Source organism: Bacillus sp. 11B20 (assembly GCF_056098985.1).
Genome location: NZ_JBLZWZ010000007.1, coordinates 316,893 through 333,957, shown reverse-complemented (window position 1 = coordinate 333,957; position 17,065 = coordinate 316,893). Strand labels below are relative to the sequence as shown.

Annotated in this window: 18 protein-coding genes; 8 read left to right on the top strand and 10 right to left on the bottom strand. The window is 41.2% G+C overall.

What is annotated here, in order from left to right:
- Position 1: 1 nt before the first annotated feature.
- The 7 genes from ACN6NB_RS05925 to ggt form a co-directional block, all read right to left on the bottom strand.
- Entirely contained in the window at positions 2 to 1,375 is a 1,374-nt protein-coding gene (locus tag ACN6NB_RS05925; RefSeq protein ID WP_025093457.1) for a PTS galactitol transporter subunit IIC, read from the bottom strand.
- Positions 1,376 to 1,428: 53 nt separating this feature from the next.
- The gene (locus tag ACN6NB_RS05920; RefSeq protein ID WP_064498339.1) at positions 1,429 to 1,896 is read right to left on the bottom strand and encodes a PTS sugar transporter subunit IIA; all 468 of its coding nucleotides are present in this window, start codon (positions 1,894 to 1,896) and stop codon (positions 1,429 to 1,431) included.
- 239 nt (positions 1,897 to 2,135) lie between these two features.
- Positions 2,136 to 2,867: a sulfate/molybdate ABC transporter ATP-binding protein gene (locus ACN6NB_RS05915; RefSeq protein WP_186319777.1), complete on the bottom strand. Its 732-nt coding sequence runs from the start codon at positions 2,865 to 2,867 to the stop codon at positions 2,136 to 2,138.
- Between the two features lie 15 nt (positions 2,868 to 2,882).
- Complete coding sequence (gene cysW, locus ACN6NB_RS05910) at positions 2,883 to 3,752, bottom strand: sulfate ABC transporter permease subunit CysW (RefSeq protein ID WP_144491144.1); 870 nt, start codon at positions 3,750 to 3,752, stop codon at positions 2,883 to 2,885.
- 5 nt (positions 3,753 to 3,757) lie between these two features.
- Positions 3,758 to 4,603: a sulfate ABC transporter permease subunit CysT gene (cysT, locus tag ACN6NB_RS05905; RefSeq protein ID WP_039177942.1), complete on the bottom strand. Its 846-nt coding sequence runs from the start codon at positions 4,601 to 4,603 to the stop codon at positions 3,758 to 3,760.
- Between the two features lie 11 nt (positions 4,604 to 4,614).
- On the bottom strand, positions 4,615 to 5,652 hold the full coding sequence (locus ACN6NB_RS05900) for a sulfate ABC transporter substrate-binding protein (RefSeq protein WP_106025260.1): 1,038 nt from the start codon (positions 5,650 to 5,652) through the stop codon (positions 4,615 to 4,617).
- Positions 5,653 to 5,912: 260 nt separating this feature from the next.
- Positions 5,913 to 7,664: a gamma-glutamyltransferase gene (gene ggt, locus ACN6NB_RS05895; RefSeq protein WP_058838928.1), complete on the bottom strand. Its 1,752-nt coding sequence runs from the start codon at positions 7,662 to 7,664 to the stop codon at positions 5,913 to 5,915.
- 228 nt (positions 7,665 to 7,892) lie between these two features.
- On the opposite strand from ggt, the gene ACN6NB_RS05890 reads away from it, so the two are divergent.
- The 5 genes from ACN6NB_RS05890 (at position 7,893) to ACN6NB_RS05870 (ending at position 11,251) form a co-directional block, all read left to right on the top strand.
- The gene (locus ACN6NB_RS05890; protein ID WP_039177937.1) at positions 7,893 to 8,351 is read left to right on the top strand and encodes an ASCH domain-containing protein; all 459 of its coding nucleotides are present in this window, start codon (positions 7,893 to 7,895) and stop codon (positions 8,349 to 8,351) included.
- A 206-nt stretch (positions 8,352 to 8,557) separates the two neighbouring features.
- Positions 8,558 to 9,175 (top strand): DUF47 domain-containing protein, encoded by a 618-nt coding sequence (locus ACN6NB_RS05885; protein ID WP_024426775.1) that lies wholly within the window; start codon positions 8,558 to 8,560, stop codon positions 9,173 to 9,175.
- 15 nt (positions 9,176 to 9,190) lie between these two features.
- Positions 9,191 to 10,189, top strand: a complete 999-nt coding sequence (locus tag ACN6NB_RS05880) for an inorganic phosphate transporter (RefSeq protein ID WP_017359158.1) — start codon at positions 9,191 to 9,193, stop codon at positions 10,187 to 10,189.
- Positions 10,190 to 10,335: 146 nt separating this feature from the next.
- Positions 10,336 to 11,106: a type II toxin-antitoxin system SpoIISA family toxin gene (locus tag ACN6NB_RS05875; RefSeq protein ID WP_039177934.1), complete on the top strand. Its 771-nt coding sequence runs from the start codon at positions 10,336 to 10,338 to the stop codon at positions 11,104 to 11,106.
- Positions 11,081 to 11,251 (top strand): type II toxin-antitoxin system SpoIISB family antitoxin, encoded by a 171-nt coding sequence (locus ACN6NB_RS05870; protein WP_024424961.1) that lies wholly within the window; start codon positions 11,081 to 11,083, stop codon positions 11,249 to 11,251. The genes ACN6NB_RS05875 and ACN6NB_RS05870 overlap by 26 nt, the downstream gene beginning before the upstream one ends.
- A gap of 218 nt (positions 11,252 to 11,469) precedes the next feature.
- Here ACN6NB_RS05870 and ACN6NB_RS05865 read toward each other — a convergent pair whose 3' ends face one another.
- Positions 11,470 to 12,369, bottom strand: coding sequence for an N-acetylmuramoyl-L-alanine amidase (locus tag ACN6NB_RS05865; protein ID WP_039177933.1), 900 nt, complete (start codon positions 12,367 to 12,369; stop codon positions 11,470 to 11,472).
- Between the two features lie 309 nt (positions 12,370 to 12,678).
- On the opposite strand from ACN6NB_RS05865, the gene ACN6NB_RS05860 reads away from it, so the two are divergent.
- On the top strand, positions 12,679 to 13,227 hold the full coding sequence (locus tag ACN6NB_RS05860; protein WP_039177931.1) for an ImmA/IrrE family metallo-endopeptidase: 549 nt from the start codon (positions 12,679 to 12,681) through the stop codon (positions 13,225 to 13,227).
- A 26-nt stretch (positions 13,228 to 13,253) separates the two neighbouring features.
- On the opposite strand, the gene ACN6NB_RS05855 is transcribed toward ACN6NB_RS05860, so the two are convergent.
- Positions 13,254 to 13,877 (bottom strand): poly-gamma-glutamate hydrolase family protein, encoded by a 624-nt coding sequence (locus tag ACN6NB_RS05855; RefSeq protein WP_059376833.1) that lies wholly within the window; start codon positions 13,875 to 13,877, stop codon positions 13,254 to 13,256.
- Positions 13,878 to 14,119: 242 nt separating this feature from the next.
- Between ACN6NB_RS05855 and ACN6NB_RS05850 the strand changes: the two genes are divergently transcribed.
- Positions 14,120 to 14,491, top strand: a complete 372-nt coding sequence (locus ACN6NB_RS05850; protein WP_039177928.1) for a DUF5412 domain-containing protein — start codon at positions 14,120 to 14,122, stop codon at positions 14,489 to 14,491.
- A 36-nt stretch (positions 14,492 to 14,527) separates the two neighbouring features.
- Here ACN6NB_RS05850 and ACN6NB_RS05845 read toward each other — a convergent pair whose 3' ends face one another.
- Positions 14,528 to 15,352: a methyl-accepting chemotaxis protein gene (locus ACN6NB_RS05845; RefSeq protein WP_099663179.1), complete on the bottom strand. Its 825-nt coding sequence runs from the start codon at positions 15,350 to 15,352 to the stop codon at positions 14,528 to 14,530.
- 217 nt (positions 15,353 to 15,569) lie between these two features.
- Here ACN6NB_RS05845 and ACN6NB_RS05840 point away from each other — a divergent pair, with 217 nt between their 5' ends.
- Positions 15,570 to 17,042, top strand: a complete 1,473-nt coding sequence (locus ACN6NB_RS05840) for an NAD(P)/FAD-dependent oxidoreductase (RefSeq protein WP_144491143.1) — start codon at positions 15,570 to 15,572, stop codon at positions 17,040 to 17,042.
- Positions 17,043 to 17,065: the final 23 nt, after the last annotated feature.

Below are 17,065 nucleotides of genomic sequence, written 5' to 3'. Positions count from 1 at the left end.
TTTATTGTTCTTTCTGATCTAAGCCCATTTCTTTTGCATACTGCTTTTTAATATCATTTCGCACCCAGTACCATAGAAGCGCATAAGCCAGAGCACAGATAATCGCTGCAATAAAGTAAGGGTTGCTCGGATCAAGAAGTCTCACCATGATCCAAGGAATGACGTGAGAACCAAGGTCAATACCTGAAATCATGTTTGCCCCTTCTGGGAAATCAAAGCCGACGGCTTTCCCCATGGTCGTTGCAAGCGGTGCAAGGTTCGTTGCGATAAAGAAGACAATCATTAATGTAAAAATACTGTTAATAAGGCCGCGAATAATATTTCCACGAGCGGCTGCTACTGCCCAGACAACTGTAAATGGCAGAACCGATAAGTCAGCAAACGGAAGCATGCCATTGTAAGGCAGAACAACAGCGAGCAAAATCGTAATCGGCACCATTAAAAGGGCTACCGCCATATTCGCTGGATGACCAATGACAATCGCTGTATCTAAACCAATATAGACATTTTTCCCTGGAAAACGCTTTTGAATATAAGAACGAGCGCCCTCAGAGATTGGAATGAGTCCTTCCATTAATAACGCAACCATTCTTGGCATTAAGACAAGAACTGCTGCCATTTGAATCCCGAGTGTCATCACGCCTTTTGCATCATAGCCGCCGAGAAGACCAATAATGATACCAAGTATGAGACCCATCACAAGCGGTTCGCCAAAGATGCCAAAGCGTTTCTTTAATGTTTCTGGATCAGCATGAATTTTGTTTAAACCAGGAATTTTATCAATGACGCGGTTGGACGCATACATCAGCGGTGCGAAGTTGACCGTTTCAGCATGAGCCATCGATACGCCTTTTAATCCAAAATGGTGTTCGATTGTCGGCGCTGTCCAATCGGCTAATTTAAGCGTGATCGCAGAAACAATCAAGCCAACAGCAAGAGCCAAGAACATATTATGATAAGCGTAGTAAGTAACAGAGGCTGCGAAAATTAAATGCCAGAAGTTCCAAATATCCACATTCAGTGTTTTCGTGAAGTTTACGGACAATAAAATCACATTTAACAAAAGCACAAGAGGAATCATGAGCGGGGCAACGGGTGTACCAAAGGATATGGCAGCTCCAATCGGCCATCCAACATCCAAAATATCGAGCTTTAGCCCAAGGGAATTAACCATAGCTTTCGCTGCTGGCCCAAGACCGCTCACGAGCAAATTAATGACAAGATTGACACCGACAAATCCAATTCCGATCGTAATACCGGCTCGGAAAGATTTCTTAAAGCCCTGTCTTAAAATCATACCGAAAAGCGTCATAATAATCGGGAGCATAATAGTTGGTCCAAGGTCTAATATAAAATCGACGGCTTGCTTGATCATACATCCACCTCCTGAATTTTTCAGATAAAGCGCTTACATTATTTCATGAATGATTATTGGTTTAGCTCTTGTTGAAGCAAGTGAGCCGCTTCTTCATAAGAGGTCATGTGAGACAGCTTTGTCATCACTTCTTCTTTTCTAAAAAGTGTCATCAGCTTCTCGAGCATCACAAGCTGCTTGCTAGGCTCAGAGATTGCTAGGACAAACACAATTTTGGCTTGCACTGTTTCATCGGGGCTCCCCATCTTATGAAACACGACAGGTTCCTTTAAAGTAGCTACACTAATCGCCGGTTTGTTCACATGCTCAGGATCTGTATGCGGAATCGCTACCCCAAAAGTTCCAAGCGGGAGACCTGTAGGATATGTTTTTTCTCTTTCAAGCACTGCAGGTAAATAGCTCGATTTAATGTACCCTCCAGCTTCTAACCTGTCTGCTAAGTATGTCGTCACCTCCTCTCTCGAAGATGCTTCGAACTGCAGCGTAATCAGTTGTTCATTTAACTCAAACAAGTTATTCAAACAACCACCCCTTTCATTTGGTATAAACATGAACACATGTAACAAAAAAAAGAACATTTTAGAATAGAACCTTTTATAAAGCGCTTACAATATCAAGTTATTAAAAATGTTCAACGTTGTTACCTTTGTAAAGATATTATAATATTCGAAATTATAAGTCAATGTTCCTAGGGAAATTTTTATAAAAAAAAGACGCAGTGATCACTGCGTCTTTCTCTACTCATCTTCTATACTTCTTGTTAAATGTGGCTTCCTATATCTAAAAATTCAGATACAAATAGACTGTCTGTCTGTACTGCCATTTCTTCCTTTGTGCCAATTTTTTCGATTCTTCCTTCATTCATCACCACGACACGATCAGCAATATCGAATGCTTCTTCTTGATCATGTGTCACAAAAATAGTGGTCATTTGAAAGTCACGATGAACTTTTTTCAGCCAATGCCTTAATTCTTTCCTCACCTTTGTATCAAGAGCGCCAAAGGGTTCATCTAAGAGGAGTGCCTTCGGCTGAACGGCAAGTGCTCGTGCCAGTGCTACACGCTGCTTTTGTCCGCCTGACAGCTGCTCTGGATAACGCTGCTCATACTGCGTGAGCTGAACAACCTCTAAAAGCTCATGCACCCGCTCTTTGATGTCTTTTTTAGGCAGTCTTTCTCCTCTAGGTTTAATTTTCAGCCCATATGCCACATTATCAAAAACCGTCATATTTCGAAAAAGCGCATATTGCTGAAACACAAAACCGATTTGCCGTTTTCGTACTGGAATGTGTGTGTAATCCTGATCTCCGAATAAAACTTGCCCGTTATTGGCGTAATCAAGACCTGCAATGATTCTTAATAACGTCGTCTTTCCAGAGCCAGATGGTCCTAATAAAGAAATCAATTCACCATTTCTTATCGATAAATCCACGTTTTGCAAAACCTTTGTCTGACCAAATTGTTTTGATATTTGTTTTGCTGTAATCCCCAAGGCCGATCCCTCCATTTATGTTGACCGCTTGCCAAGCCGGTGATCCCTCTGCTGAATGATTTGTTTAATGATTAAAGTAATGACTGCCACAAATGCCATAAGAGACGCCACAGCAAAAGCGGCTTGAAATTGGTACTCATTGTATAAAATTTCGATATGAAGCGGCATCGTATTGGTCATCCCTCGAATATGACCTGATACAACCGACACAGCACCAAATTCACCAATCGCTCTTGCCCCGGCTAAAATAACGCCGTAAAAAAGAGCCCATTTGATATTTGGGAGTGTCACAAGGAAAAAAGTCTTCCATCCGTTTGCACCAAGTGTGAGTGATGCTTCCTCCTCATGAATGCCTTCATGCTGCATAAACGGGATTAATTCTCTAGCAATAAACGGAAATGTCACGAATATGGTTGCTAGAATCATGCCTGGTACAGAATAAATGACTTTCCATCCATTCTCCATAAGCCAAGGTCCTAAAAGCCCGTTTGAACCAAATAAAAGCACAAATACAAGTCCAGCAATCACAGGCGAAACGGCAAACGGGAGGTCAATTACAGTCGTTAACAAACGTTTGCCGCGGAAGTTAAATTTTGTGATAAGCCATGCAGCACTCACCCCGAAGATCATTTGAAGCGGCAAGGTGACGACGACAATGAAAACGGTCAATTTGATTGCCGCTAGTGTATCTGGATGTGAGATGGCCAGAAGGTATGAACTCCACCCTTTCTCGAATGCCTTTGAAAACACGGCGATCAGCGGTATGAGTAAAAATAAAATCAAAAAAGCGTACACCACCGTAATTAATAGGATTTTTACCGTTTTAGATTCGGTTACAGGACTTTTATACTGAACATGATGCCGATGACTAAGCTCTCTCTCCAATGGTTTCACCTCACGTATACTTGTTTTTTCCGCTCAACATACCACTGAATGCCGTGAATCAATAACAGGATGAAAAACGAAAGAAGCAGCATCAAGCATGCAATCGCTGCTGCACCATGATAATCATATTGTTCAAGCTTGGACATGATCATCAGCGGTGTAATTTCTGTTTTAAACGGAATATTTCCAGCAATAAACACAACAGAGCCATATTCCCCTAGTGCTCTTGCAAACGCAAGTGAAAATCCAGTCATCACCGCAGGAAACAAGGCTGGTAGCAGCACGTGAAAAAAGGTCTGTCTCCTTGTCGCACCAAGAATCGCCGCAGCCTCTTCCACTTCCTGCTGCAGCCCTTCTATCACAGGCTGGACGGTTCGGATAACGAATGGTATGCCGATAAAAATAAGTGCCAAAATAATCCCAATCGGTGTGTATGCCACCTTTAAATGCAGAAATTGACCAATCCACCCATTTGGAGAATAAAGGGTGGTGAGAGCGATACCCGCAACAGCCGTTGGGAGCGCAAAAGGCAAATCGATGAGAGCATCTAAAATTTTCTTTCCGGGAAATGTGTACCTGGCGAGAACCCAGGCAATCAGTACACCAAACCCTGCATTGATGAGAGCAGCTGCAAAGGAAGTCGTCACGGTCAGCTGGAGCGACTTCAATACTCTTGCATCGGTAAACACCTTCCAAATCCCCTCTGCTCCTAATGAAGCCGTCCAAATAAATACCATGGATAAAGGAATGACGACAATCGCACTTACATAAACGAGCGTCACCCCAAGGCTCAGCCCAAATCCAGGCAATATACGTTTTCTTTTATTGGCGGCTGCATGTGTTTTCTTCATCACATCGCCCCCTATTTTTGTCCGCTGTATATTTGATCAAATAAGCCGCCATCATCAAAAAATCTTTTCTGCGCCTTTCTCCACCCGCCAAATGCTTGATCAATCGTCACCATATCAATCTTTTTAAACTGGTCTTTATATTTGTTTAAGACTTCTTGATTTCTAGGACGATAATAGTTTTTCGCCGCAATTTCCTGCCCTTTTTTAGAATATAAATAATCTAAATAAGCCTTTGCCACTTTCTCTGTTCCTTTACGTTTCACATTTTGATCGACGACCGCAACAGGCGGCTCTGCTAGAATACTAATCGATGGGGTGACAATCTCAAATTTGTCTTTGCCTAGTTCGTGCTGTGTTAAATAGGCTTCATTTTCCCATGCAATTAACACATCTCCAAGACCGCGTTCAACAAAGGTCGTTGTGGCCCCGCGAGCACCTGAATCAAGGACTTCGACATGTTCATATAGCTTTTTGACAAAATCCTTTGTTTTGTCTTCATTCCCATGAAATGTTTTATCGGCATATGCCCATGCAGCTAAGTAATTCCATCTCGCACCGCCGGACGTTTTCGGATTTGGTGTAATGATGGACACACCTGGTTTAATCAAGTCGTCCCAGTCTTTAATATTTTTGGGGTTCCCTTTCTTCACAAGAAACACAATGGTGGATGTATACGGAGTTGACTGATTTGGAAATTCCTTTTGCCAATCTTTTGAAAGCAGTCCGCGATCTGCAATCGCATCAATGTCATACCCTAAAGCCAGCGTTGCCACATCTGCCTCGAGTCCATCAATAATCGATCTTCCCTGCTTTCCTGATCCACCGTGAGACTGCTTGATCGTGACATCCTCACCTGTTTTGTCTTTCCAATACGTCTGAAAGGCTTGATTGTATTCCTGATACAATTCACGTGTAGGATCATACGAAACATTTAACAGCTCAACCTTCCCCTTTTGCTTTGAGGATTCGTTTGCGTTTGAGCACGCAGCACTCGTCACAGCCAAGACCACTACGATGGTTACAACCGAGACCCATTTCCACTTTTTCACGTTATCCCGCTCCCCTGTTATCAAATAATAGTGACACCAACCTTGCCGTTTCATACGCAAAAAAGACCCTTAGCCACTTGAAATACATTACAGTCCTGTACTTCAAATTGCCAAGAGCCTTCGGTTGTCCGATCAGCTATGTATGATTGATGTTAGTCTATATATTATTCAAACTATTCACAGGTGTCAACTCTGTTTTTTAATTAAACAAAAAAAGAAACGCCATCTTGCAGAGGCGCTTCTTTTCCCGGGAAATGGTTTTAATCGGCAGATAGCTTTAAATTGACACCAACAGCGGTTCCGTTTCTCGAGGAGTCAGCAACTCCAGTAAAAGTCCCTGCTTTTCGATCAATGAGTAAGGCTTGCACATTTCCTATATCAATAGGCGAACTGCCAAAACGGTGACCCATATCATTTAGCTTCGTTCTCACATCAAGGGGAACTCCTACTTCGTAACGGTAAGAAGTTGGACTGTTTGTATATATCCGCGGCTCTTCCACGGCATCTTGAAGCTCCATGTCGTATTCAAGCAAGTTTAGGATGGTTTGTGAAACAGACGCAATAATGGTCGTTCCTCCAGGTGAGCCCACAGTCATGACCGGCTCGTTATCTTTGAATATGATCGTCGGGGTCATACTGGATAATGGACGTTTATTCGGCTGGACTTCATTTGCTCCGCCTGGTCTTGCGTCAAAATCTGTTAGTTCATTGTTTAAGAAAAAGCCATATTCCGGAACAAGAATCCCTGTACCAAATAACTGTTCAATGGTTGTTGTGAATGACACGACATTTCCCCACTGATCGGCAACAGTAAAATGAGTGGTCTCGCCAATGGTTTTATCTTCTGGCTGCGGGACAATCGGGGATGGATTTTTTTCATCCTCATAAGCCCATGGATCTCCTTCTTTCGGGTTTTTGTTCATTTGATCTAATTGAATGAGAGAAGCTCTTTTTGAAATGTAATCATCGTCTAGTAGTCCTTTTAGTGGAACATCTACGAATTCGGGGTCGCCTGCATATGCAGCACGGTCAGCATAGGAGAGATGCATTGTTTCAGCAAGCAGCTGATATTTTTCGAATGATTTGGGGTCATATTGTGATAGATTGAAGTGATCTAGTATTTTGAGTATTTGCAGCATAAACACACCGCCTGAGCTTGGTGGAGGCATACTTGCAAGCTGGTATCCTTTATAGTCCCCCCAGATAGGCTTGTCAGTCTTGACCTCATAACGACCAATGTCATCAGTTGTCATCGTTCCGCCAAAATCTTGGACTGTATTTGCAAGTGCCTTTGCTACTTTTCCTTCATAAAATGCTTTACTTCCTTTTTTCGCAATGAGCTTAAATGTTTTGGCAAGACCTGGCTGTACAAGCAGATCGCCTTCTTTGAGCGGCTGATCATCTGGAAGAAAGATTGGCGCTGCAGCCGTTTTTTTCAGCTTCCCTTGATGATCTTCAATGGCTTGTGCCAGAACAGAATCGATTTCAAATCCATCCTCTGCAAGCTGAATGGAAGGCTCAATCAATTCCTTCATCGAACGGGTCCCCCACTTATCCAATGCTGCCTCGAGACCTTTTACTGTCCCTGGAACACCAACCGCATTACCGTGTGTAGACCGCTCAGCAAATGGGATGACTTTTCCTTCGTCCGTTAAAAACATGTCAGGTGTTGCGCCCTGTGGTGCTCGTTCTCTACTATTGATGATGGACGTTTCTTTTGTCTTTCCATCATAAACCATCATAAAACCACCGCCGCCAATTCCAGACATCATTGGCTCTGTCACATTCAGTGCGTACTGGATGGCAACAGCAGCATCCACTGCGTTTCCACCTTTCTTCAATACATCAGCACCTACTTCTGATGCCAGCGGGTGAGCAGTAGCCACCATGCCATCTTTACCAACAGCTACTTTACTCCCATGAGATTCGTTCGCATTGACTTGGCTGACAGGCAGAAAAAACGAGAAAACAAACAGACATATGGACAAAACAGTTAGAGAAATGCGTTTCATGAACAACACCCCTTCCATATTCTTACTTTGACCTTACCGACTTCTTGACCAGAATACAATAGATTATTCTAAAATTTCTAAAATTTTCATCCTATCATCCTACATTTCCCAAATCGGACATTGTTTTTCAAAACATATGACGCACTCGATCATTAGGAATAAAGACACAGCATTTCCAACGATTCGGGTTCAAGGTATAATAAATACAACAAAGAGGGGGAAAAAACGGTGAACAACAAAAGCAGATTATTTTGGGAAGACTATTGGAAAGAGAAATCAGAACAAGCACCCGCTGACGCATTTGTATCGGCGTGGGCATTCGGATCAGATCCAGATCATTTACTTGATCTTGTCAAGCAAGGAAAGAAAACAGCCACTTGTTCTGGACACCTGTTTTATGAAAAGGAACAGGAGCCGCTTCCAAAACCCGGACAATATGCGGTCATTTTGGATAGCCAGGAAGAGCCAAAAGCCATCATTGAAATTACACATGTAGATGTCATGCCAATGAATGAAGTCCCCGAATCATTTGCAAAAGCAGAAGGTGAAGGCGATTTATCTTATGACTATTGGTATAGAGAACATAAAGAATTTTTCACAGAAGCACTCCAATCATACGGATTAGATTTCAAAGAGGATATGCTTCTTGTTTGTGAAAGGTTTAAGCTGATTCATTCGGCTTCTTAGCCTATAAGCGGTGCCAAAAATGGCCCGCTTTTTTCGTTGCTTTTCCCCTTTTAGAAAAAGGTGTGTTGAGATCACATCTTTAGGTCAGAATAAGATCAAATAGAAAAAGTGAAGAAATTTTCGACTACACCTGTTTTTTTTCGACAAAAGAATATATAATTATTTGATGTGTGCATTGTCTCATTTATACAATGGAGGGTTTTTACATGTTAAAAAGGAAAAAAGACAAGTTTTCCGTCTTGTTAACGGAAATTGCTAAAAATTTAGATGAAACTGCTGAGTATTTTGTTAGCTATAAAGTAACAAATCAAACCACTCTGAAAGAATTTTCTGACACATTGAAGGAATATGAGACAAAAGGTGATAATCATGTTCATACCATGATTAAAGAGCTGAACAAAGCCTTTATTACACCGATTGAACGTGAAGACATTCTTCAATTAACGAATAGCCTCGATGATGTTTTAGATGGAATTGAGCATTTTTCCGCAACATTAGAAATTTACTCAATCACAAGCTCTGACGAACATATCGACAAATTCAGCCACTACATCAGAGAGTGTGCGAAAGAAATTTTAATCACAATTGATTTACTAGCTGAAAATCGCTTGAAAGATATTCATCCGCACGCAATCAAGATTAAAGAGATTGAACATAATTGTGACAATCTTCATCGTAAATCATTAAAGAACTTGTTTGGAAAAGAAACAGATCCAATTAAGGTGATTCAATACAAAGAAATTTACGAAACACTTGAAGAAATCGCTGATTCCTGTCAAAGTGTTGCCAACAATCTAGAAACAATCATTATGAAGAATGCGTAACGGGGTTAGTTAAACATGGACACATTACTCATCCTTACCATACTTATTGTCATTTGTGCACTTGCTTTTGATTTCATTAACGGGTTCCACGATACAGCAAATGCCATTGCGACTTCAGTTTCAACGAAGGCATTAAAGCCTAGACATGCGATTATCATGGCAGCGTTCATGAACTTCTTAGGAGCAATGACATTTACAGGTGTGGCAAAATCCATTACAAAAGATATCGCAGATCCATTTACACTTCAAAACGGCTCTGTTGTGATCTTGGCTGCTTTAATTGCCGCCATCACATGGAACTTGCTTACTTGGTATTACGGGATTCCGAGTAGTTCTTCACATGCACTAATCGGATCAATTGCAGGAGCGGTTATTGCCTCTGCTGGTTTTGGCGCTTTAAACTATTCGGGATTCATTAAAATCATTCAAGCCCTTTTGCTTTCACCTATCCTAGCTTTCGTATTGGGATATATCGTGTATACCATTATCAAAATTATATTTAGAAACAACAATCTCGCAAAAACAAATAAACAATTCCGACGTGTTCAAATTTTAACGGCTGCACTGCAATCGTATACCCATGGAACAAACGATGCGCAAAAAGCGATGGGAATTATTACGATGGCTTTAATTGCAGGTAATTTGCATACAACAGACGACATTCCTTTCTGGGTACAATTCTCTTGTGCGCTTGCAATGGGACTCGGTACTTCTATTGGCGGCTGGAAGATTATCAAAACAGTCGGCGGTAAAATTATGAAAATTCGTCCAGTAAACGGAGTATCTGCCGACTTAACGGGTGCAGCTATTATCTTCGGTGCGACGTTTATTCACTTACCTGTTAGTACCACTCACGTGATCTCATCTTCTATTCTAGGTGTAGGTTCTGCACACAGAGTCAAAGGGGTAAACTGGGGTACGGCAAAACGTATGCTTGTCACTTGGGTGATTACATTACCGATTTCAGGAACTCTAGGAGCTCTTATATACTTTGTGTTAAATGCGATTCTCTAATTTCAAAGACCTGTCTGACAGGTCTTTTTTTATTTGTCTGCACACTTAAATATCCTTTCCCCGCAGGACATTTTTTCATGAAGCAGGGTTTCCAATCATATCCATAGAAATAAACAAGTAATCATCTGTCTATGGGAGAGAAGAACATGCTATTATTTTTTCAATTGACTGTATGGTTATTGCTAGGTGCTCTTGCTGTGTATGTATTTGCGGTATGGCGCTTTGAACAAAAAGTAAAAGAAAAGATGTTTGCCATTCGTAAAACGTGGTATTGGATTTATGTAGCGGGTGCTGTCGTGTACTGGACAAATGATCCTTCTTCTATCTTCACTGATTGGATGCACTACTTGATCATTGCCGTTTTTTTCGCATTAACCGATGCTTTCATCTTTCTTAGCTCCTATATTAAGAAACTCGGAAATCATGAGCTGGAAACCGACACCCATCAACTCCTTGAACAAAATAACGATCTGCTTCATTCTTACCTTAATAAACTAAAAACGTACCAATACCTATTGAAAAATGAACCGATCCATGTATATTATGGAAGTGTAGAGGCATATATAGAGGGAATTGAGCGGCTAATTTATTCTTTTGCCGACAAGATGAATATTCAAGCGGTGCTTTGTCCATACGATACGCAGGAACAAAAAGATGACCTGCTTCGGACACTTGACCAGCGGGCTCTCATTCAGGCGAAGCTTGACAGGCAGGAAGTATATTATGATGATTTCGGTCATTTGGTGCTCATCCCATTTTCTGTAGCAGATGCTCATTTTGTCATTAAGCTCACCTCCGATGAGATTGTCACGGAGTTCGACTATTTATTAATGACATCACTTACAACAATTTATGACCTAATCTTGCCTGACGAAGAGGAAGGTGATGAAGATGGACCACGCACTTCAAGGGGATAACAACAATCCTAAGAAAAACCCTTTTAAAATTTTAAAGAAAAAACGCCATATCAGTATGGCCGATTATAAGGTAAGCCCCCATACTGAGCGAATTTTTAAAAAGAATGAACAGCTTCTCGATGAGTATAAAAACAAAAAGGCTTGATTACACTAAAGGACGCGGAACGAAATCCGCGTCCTGATTCCATTTTTACATAGACTTGCATACAATACGCTATACGCTGCAACGATTGAGGTGCCAAAATGAAAAAGAAAATCAAACAACTAAGATATGTTCAGTTTGCCGAATATCAGCCATCCCCATATACTAGGCGATTAATTGAAAAAAGTGAAACAGCCATCCAATCATACAAACAGAAACACTCACTGATTTAATAGTTTAAGCAGCTTTTCCTTCGTTTTAGGACCGTATACCCCATCACTTGTCAGACCGTTCACCAGCTGAAAGCGTGCCACGGCATTCGCCGTTTTTTCTCCGTAAACACCATCGATGCCTTTATCTGCAGCCGATTTATCAGGATAAAAATAAACGGCAGCAAGCGCTTTTTGGACGAGGCGTACGTGCTCTCCCTTCGTTAGAGGCGAAGTCACCTTTAAAATCCCATCCGGCAGCTCATACATCATTTTTCCATCATTTCGATAAATTTTAAGAACCTGTCCAATTTGAATCTTGTTCGGGTCGCTAATGTTATTCCACTTCTGTAGATCCTGAACTGTGACGTCATGAGCTTTAGCAATACTCGTTAACGTATCCCCGCTTTTGACGACATACGTGATGACCGTCTCAGGGTCTCCTGCCGTTTCAATTCCTTTTTTAAATTCATCCCATGTAGCAAGAAGCAGGCGTGGACATGCTTTTCCAGACCAGTGCTGATGTGTAACCACGTTAGCTAGTGGAATGTTATGTTCTTTCAGCAGCTTTTGGATGAGCCATTGCGCATGTTTGACCGCTTGCTGGAAATTCCCATCTTCATTTTCACAAATTTCAATGCCGATCGACTTTCGATTACCATTGCCTTGTCCGTCCCCTGCATGCCAGCCATTTTCATTTAACGGCAGATGCTGAAAGATTTCATGATCATCCACTGTAAAGTGCCAGCTCACCTCTGTCGTTGGGCGTTTCACATATGCCGCATGACTTTTCGCATCCGCTCCTTTTGATGTGTTTGCTGTGTTATGCACCGTCACATACATCGGTGTCATGGCGTATCCTGGGCGGTTTCCGTTTCCAACTGGAATAAAATCTTGATAAATTTCTACCATGTTCTGCACTCCCTTTTGCTAGATTGAATTGATCTTTCTCATCAATTGGTGGCGTTCGTAAGACAACATGAGTTTGTTTTAGTGATAAGACTATGGTAAAATTTGAATTCAATCACTCATTTTAGTAGTGGAAAACGTAAAAATGAAGAAAAAAACAGGAATTAATTCCATTTTTCCTTGATTTTATGTTAAAATTGTTAAAAATAAGCCGATAATAAAAGTAAGCAATAGCTCAATTAGCTATTTAGTCCTATATGGACTTTTCTTTTACGCCAAAAACAGAACATACGTTTGCTTGGAGGTTTTTAAATGACTGGATTTTTAACCCATTTAGAAGAAGAGATTAAACGGTTATATGCCAAACTACAAATAAGCGGTCCTGCTTATAGAGACATGCAAAGGATCGCTTCTGAATTTCATGTATGGGTCCACTATGAGGATACTGGCAGCATGATGATCAAACATCAAGGTCTTTACAGTATTATATTAAACAGATCTCTATCGTCAGAGGAACAATGGCAGGATTTTGCCCACGAGCTTTGTCATGTGCTGAAGCATGCAGGCAATCATTTCAAGATGCACAAACTCTTTCGAGAACTGCAAGAGTTTCAGGCTAAACAATTCATGTATCACTTTTGTGTACCGACCTTTATGCTGATGCAAATGAAGCTTCCAAACCTTCGGCAGCAAGCCATTTTGCAGATTGCGCAAACATTTCACGTCACCTGGGCTTTCGCTGAAAAGCGGCTGGCCTTATTCGAACAACGGAAAGCAGGCATTCGCTTTCAACAAGAGTTTACATCTTATTTAATGAAAGCCGAAAAGGTCGCGGAAAAAGAAGCTGTTTATCAAACGTAAGCCTCTCTGCATAGGAGACCAGGCGTTTACTCATACAGGTTTAATACTTGCTTGAGTACATTTGTGTACCGATAAAATTGCTCATTTTGCGTTTCACGGCGATAGCGCCGTCTGAAATCTTGAAAGAATGCTCTTCTTTGCGCCTGACTGATTTCAAGTTGTACACTTTTTCCCGTCAGACATTGATTATTAATATTGTGAGGATGTGTTCCAGAATAACGATCAGATTCAGATAGCAGCACTGCTTGGAAGCCATTAAGCGTTAAACGTTTCACTGTTTCCGCCGCTCTTTCTCTGTCTGTCCCGCCCACTAATGTTTGAAGCATCTCCGTTTCCCCGTAGCCATGGAGCGCAAACGTGTAATGATGGGTATGCACTAGAGAAAGGCAGACCGGCTCATCGAAACGTGTGCTTGTAATGTGAAGCACATGATTGCCTTTCACTTTAAGGCCTTCAAATAAATACATAGACTGATCACTTGCGATTTCATGAATGAGCTCACTCACGCCAGATTCAATTCCTCCGGCATGAGGAGATAAAACCAAAAGCTGGTCACCTTTCCGCTCGTGAAGAATTTGATAATCGATTCCTTCTCTTTCATGAGCGGAAAGCTCTTCATAACTTTGATATGTATCAATGATTTGCGTCATTCCATCTTCCCCATTTCTCTATATGAGCATAAGTCTACTGATCTTAAATTCTTTTGTAAAGGGATTTCGAATGACCTATCGACATGAAACATCCTTAAATTTTCCTTATATTTACGGCTATCTGTTGAATTTTGAGAAAAAATGACCGATAATTGAAATGAATAGAACTTTTGGACTATATGAATCTTTTTGCATTCTCTCTCATAAATTAGAAATATTGTGATCTACATCTGGAGGAATTCATGTTAAAAAAGAAAACCACCATCACCCTTGTCATCTTATTCCTTAGCTTCGCTGGCATCATTTACTGGAAATGCTTTTCTCTTCAAGGCGTATCTCACGGAACCTTTATCCGCTCGATGACATCACCAGACGGAACATATATCATCAACACCTATCGACATAGCGGAGGGAAACTAAAGGAGAACGCAGTTAGAGCAGAAATTGAAAACAAACTCACCCACCGAAAGAAAACGATTTACTGGAAATACCCTGATAAAGACCCCCTCATCAAATGGAAAAATGGACAGCTTGTTCAAATCGGGCATGAATTTTTAAATGTGGTAAAGGGTGAAACATACGATTATCGCTTTGATCGGAACAAAAGAAAATAGCGTATTAAAAAAACGAATCCCTCTTGGATTCGTTTTTTACGTAGACATCAGATGCTGCATAAATTCTTTCATTTCTTTACTTACGCTCGTCAGTCGTTCCACAATTTCACTAAACTCTGTTACAAGTAAAGCCTGCTCTGCTGATGAACCTTTCATATGTCCCATACTCTCAAGTAATGTATGTATATTGGAGGAAATTCCTTGCAATGAGCTTTCGATATTTTCTGTTGCACGTGAAGTTTCACTTGAAAGCTTTTGAACCTCACTGGCTACAACACTAAAACCAGCCCCTTCTTTTCCTGCCCTGGCTGCTTCGATTGACGCATTCAATCCTAGCAAACTCGTTTGTTTCGAAATCCCTTTAATCATCTTTGTAATATCGGATGTTTTTTTCGAGCTTTCAAGTGTTTGCTGCGTTTGTAAGGTCATTTCCTCACTTGTCGCAGAAAGCTCCTCTGAATGCGCCGCCACCACATGCACCTTTTCTTGAATACTATGAATGATGTCATTTAATGACTCCATATATGCTTCAAGCTCTAATTGATTTTTAAGCGGAAAACCTAAAGCGAGTGCGCCGATCACTTGTTGATTTTCATCAAAAATTGGCAGCCCCATTGCATTTAACGGTATTCCGTAAACCGATTCAGGCACAAACATACTTGATGTCTCACCTCTAAGCGCTTTTTTCATATTTAAATCATCTGGTTTAATAAGTTCTCCAGCACGAATTTGAAAATCCACATCTTTCGATGGCAAATACAGCAAGAATTTCTCTCGATCAATGACACCCATCGTCACTTCGTTTTTTAAAATCTGCATCATATAAGGTGCTGCTGTCACAATACTCTGTAGTATATCCAATTTCTCTACCCCCTTATATAGTTTATCGGTCGTTCTTCTTAAATTAATAGTTACTTTTTAAAAATAATAATAATGATTGAAGAAATTCTTCATATTTACGAGTAAAAAGAAGTACGTTTCCTTTCTATATTCAAGCGGAAATTTGCTATAATTAATGAATCAACATATGATGAAATGGTCATGTAACCATTTTGTGTATTCAATGGAGGCGCATGTTTTGACACAACCCATGAAATATGAGCGGGCAATCGTCATTGGCGGAGGTATCACCGGGATGCTCGCTGCAAAAGTTTTATCAACGTTTTATCATCAAGTATTGATTATTGAAAAGGATGAACTGCCGGACTCTCCTGAGAATCGTCTCGGCACTCCTCAAGCCTTTCATCCACATAGATTGCTGCCACTTGGCAAGCAAATCGTTGAACGGCTATTTCCTGGTTATACAAAAGAGTTACTGGCAATGGGCGGATTTAATACGATGCATCAAACCTCTCGATTTATTACAAAAGATGGCGAATTAACGCTCACTGATAGAGAAGAAACCGCCGTCACAAGACGCGCAATGCTAGAGTGGGTATTGATGCAAAGAATGGTAACAGAGGAACGCGTGCAGTTTTTAGAAAAACATGAAGCCATCTCCCTTCAGTTTAAAAAGGGAACTAATCAAGTCATGGGGCTTATCGTGAAGGACCGGCAAGTAAAACCTGGCAGCATTCATGAAATGAAAGCGGACTTAGTAATTGATACGTCTGGAAGAATGTCTAAATTGCCAAAATGGCTGAAAGACGCTGGACTCACCTTACCACAGACTGATGAGTTAAGTGTGTTTCTAGGCTACAGCACAAGATACTATCAAATACCATCAGGTGCGCCACCCCTGCAATCAATGGTTGTAGTTGGCCAACCAGACAAGCAAATCCCAACAGGACTGTTTGAACGGGTAGATCATGATTTAGTAGCTGTGCTTCTTTCTGCAGCCGGCGGTTCACATTATCCAACAACGGATGCTGATCAGTTTGATTCAGAAACCGCTGCTCTGAGCGATCCCGCGATAACAGAAGCCATCACCCATTTAACGCCCTTTACAAAACCAAAAGGATTTAGAGTTCCTTCTTGCGTAAGACATCACTATGAACATATGCAGGATTGGCCAAGTGGATTATTGGTGATGGGCGATGCCTTATGTACGTTAGATCCCATTCATGGTCAGGGTATGACCAAAGCAGCTCTTGAAGCACAAACACTTGACCGTATGCTCAAACAAGCACAAAACAATGAGCGGCTGTCTTTTGAAAAGGACACATTACAACAAATGCAGCAAGCGAGTGATCTTGGCTGGTGGCTTTGTGCAATTGCTGATATGGTTTGGGACGGTGTCGAGTTAAAAGGAGAAACAACCATACCCCACTTGACGTTCCTACAGGAATTTTTAAATCGCTACGTACAATACGCCATTGTCACAAAACAGCCTGAACGTCTTGAGGTGTATCACCGAATGCATTCTTTCTTAACAGAACCGAGAGAAATCATCAACTTAGAACAGCTGCACGACATGATTCAAGCTGACACCTCAGGAGAAACCGCCGAATGGTGGAAGCAATGGGATCAAAAGAACGATGAAGGCAACCGAGCTTTTTTCCATGAAGCGGTTCCTGACTTTCGTCTAGAGCACTTGCTGTCATTTGATTGAACTAAAAAAAGCCCCTTTATTGG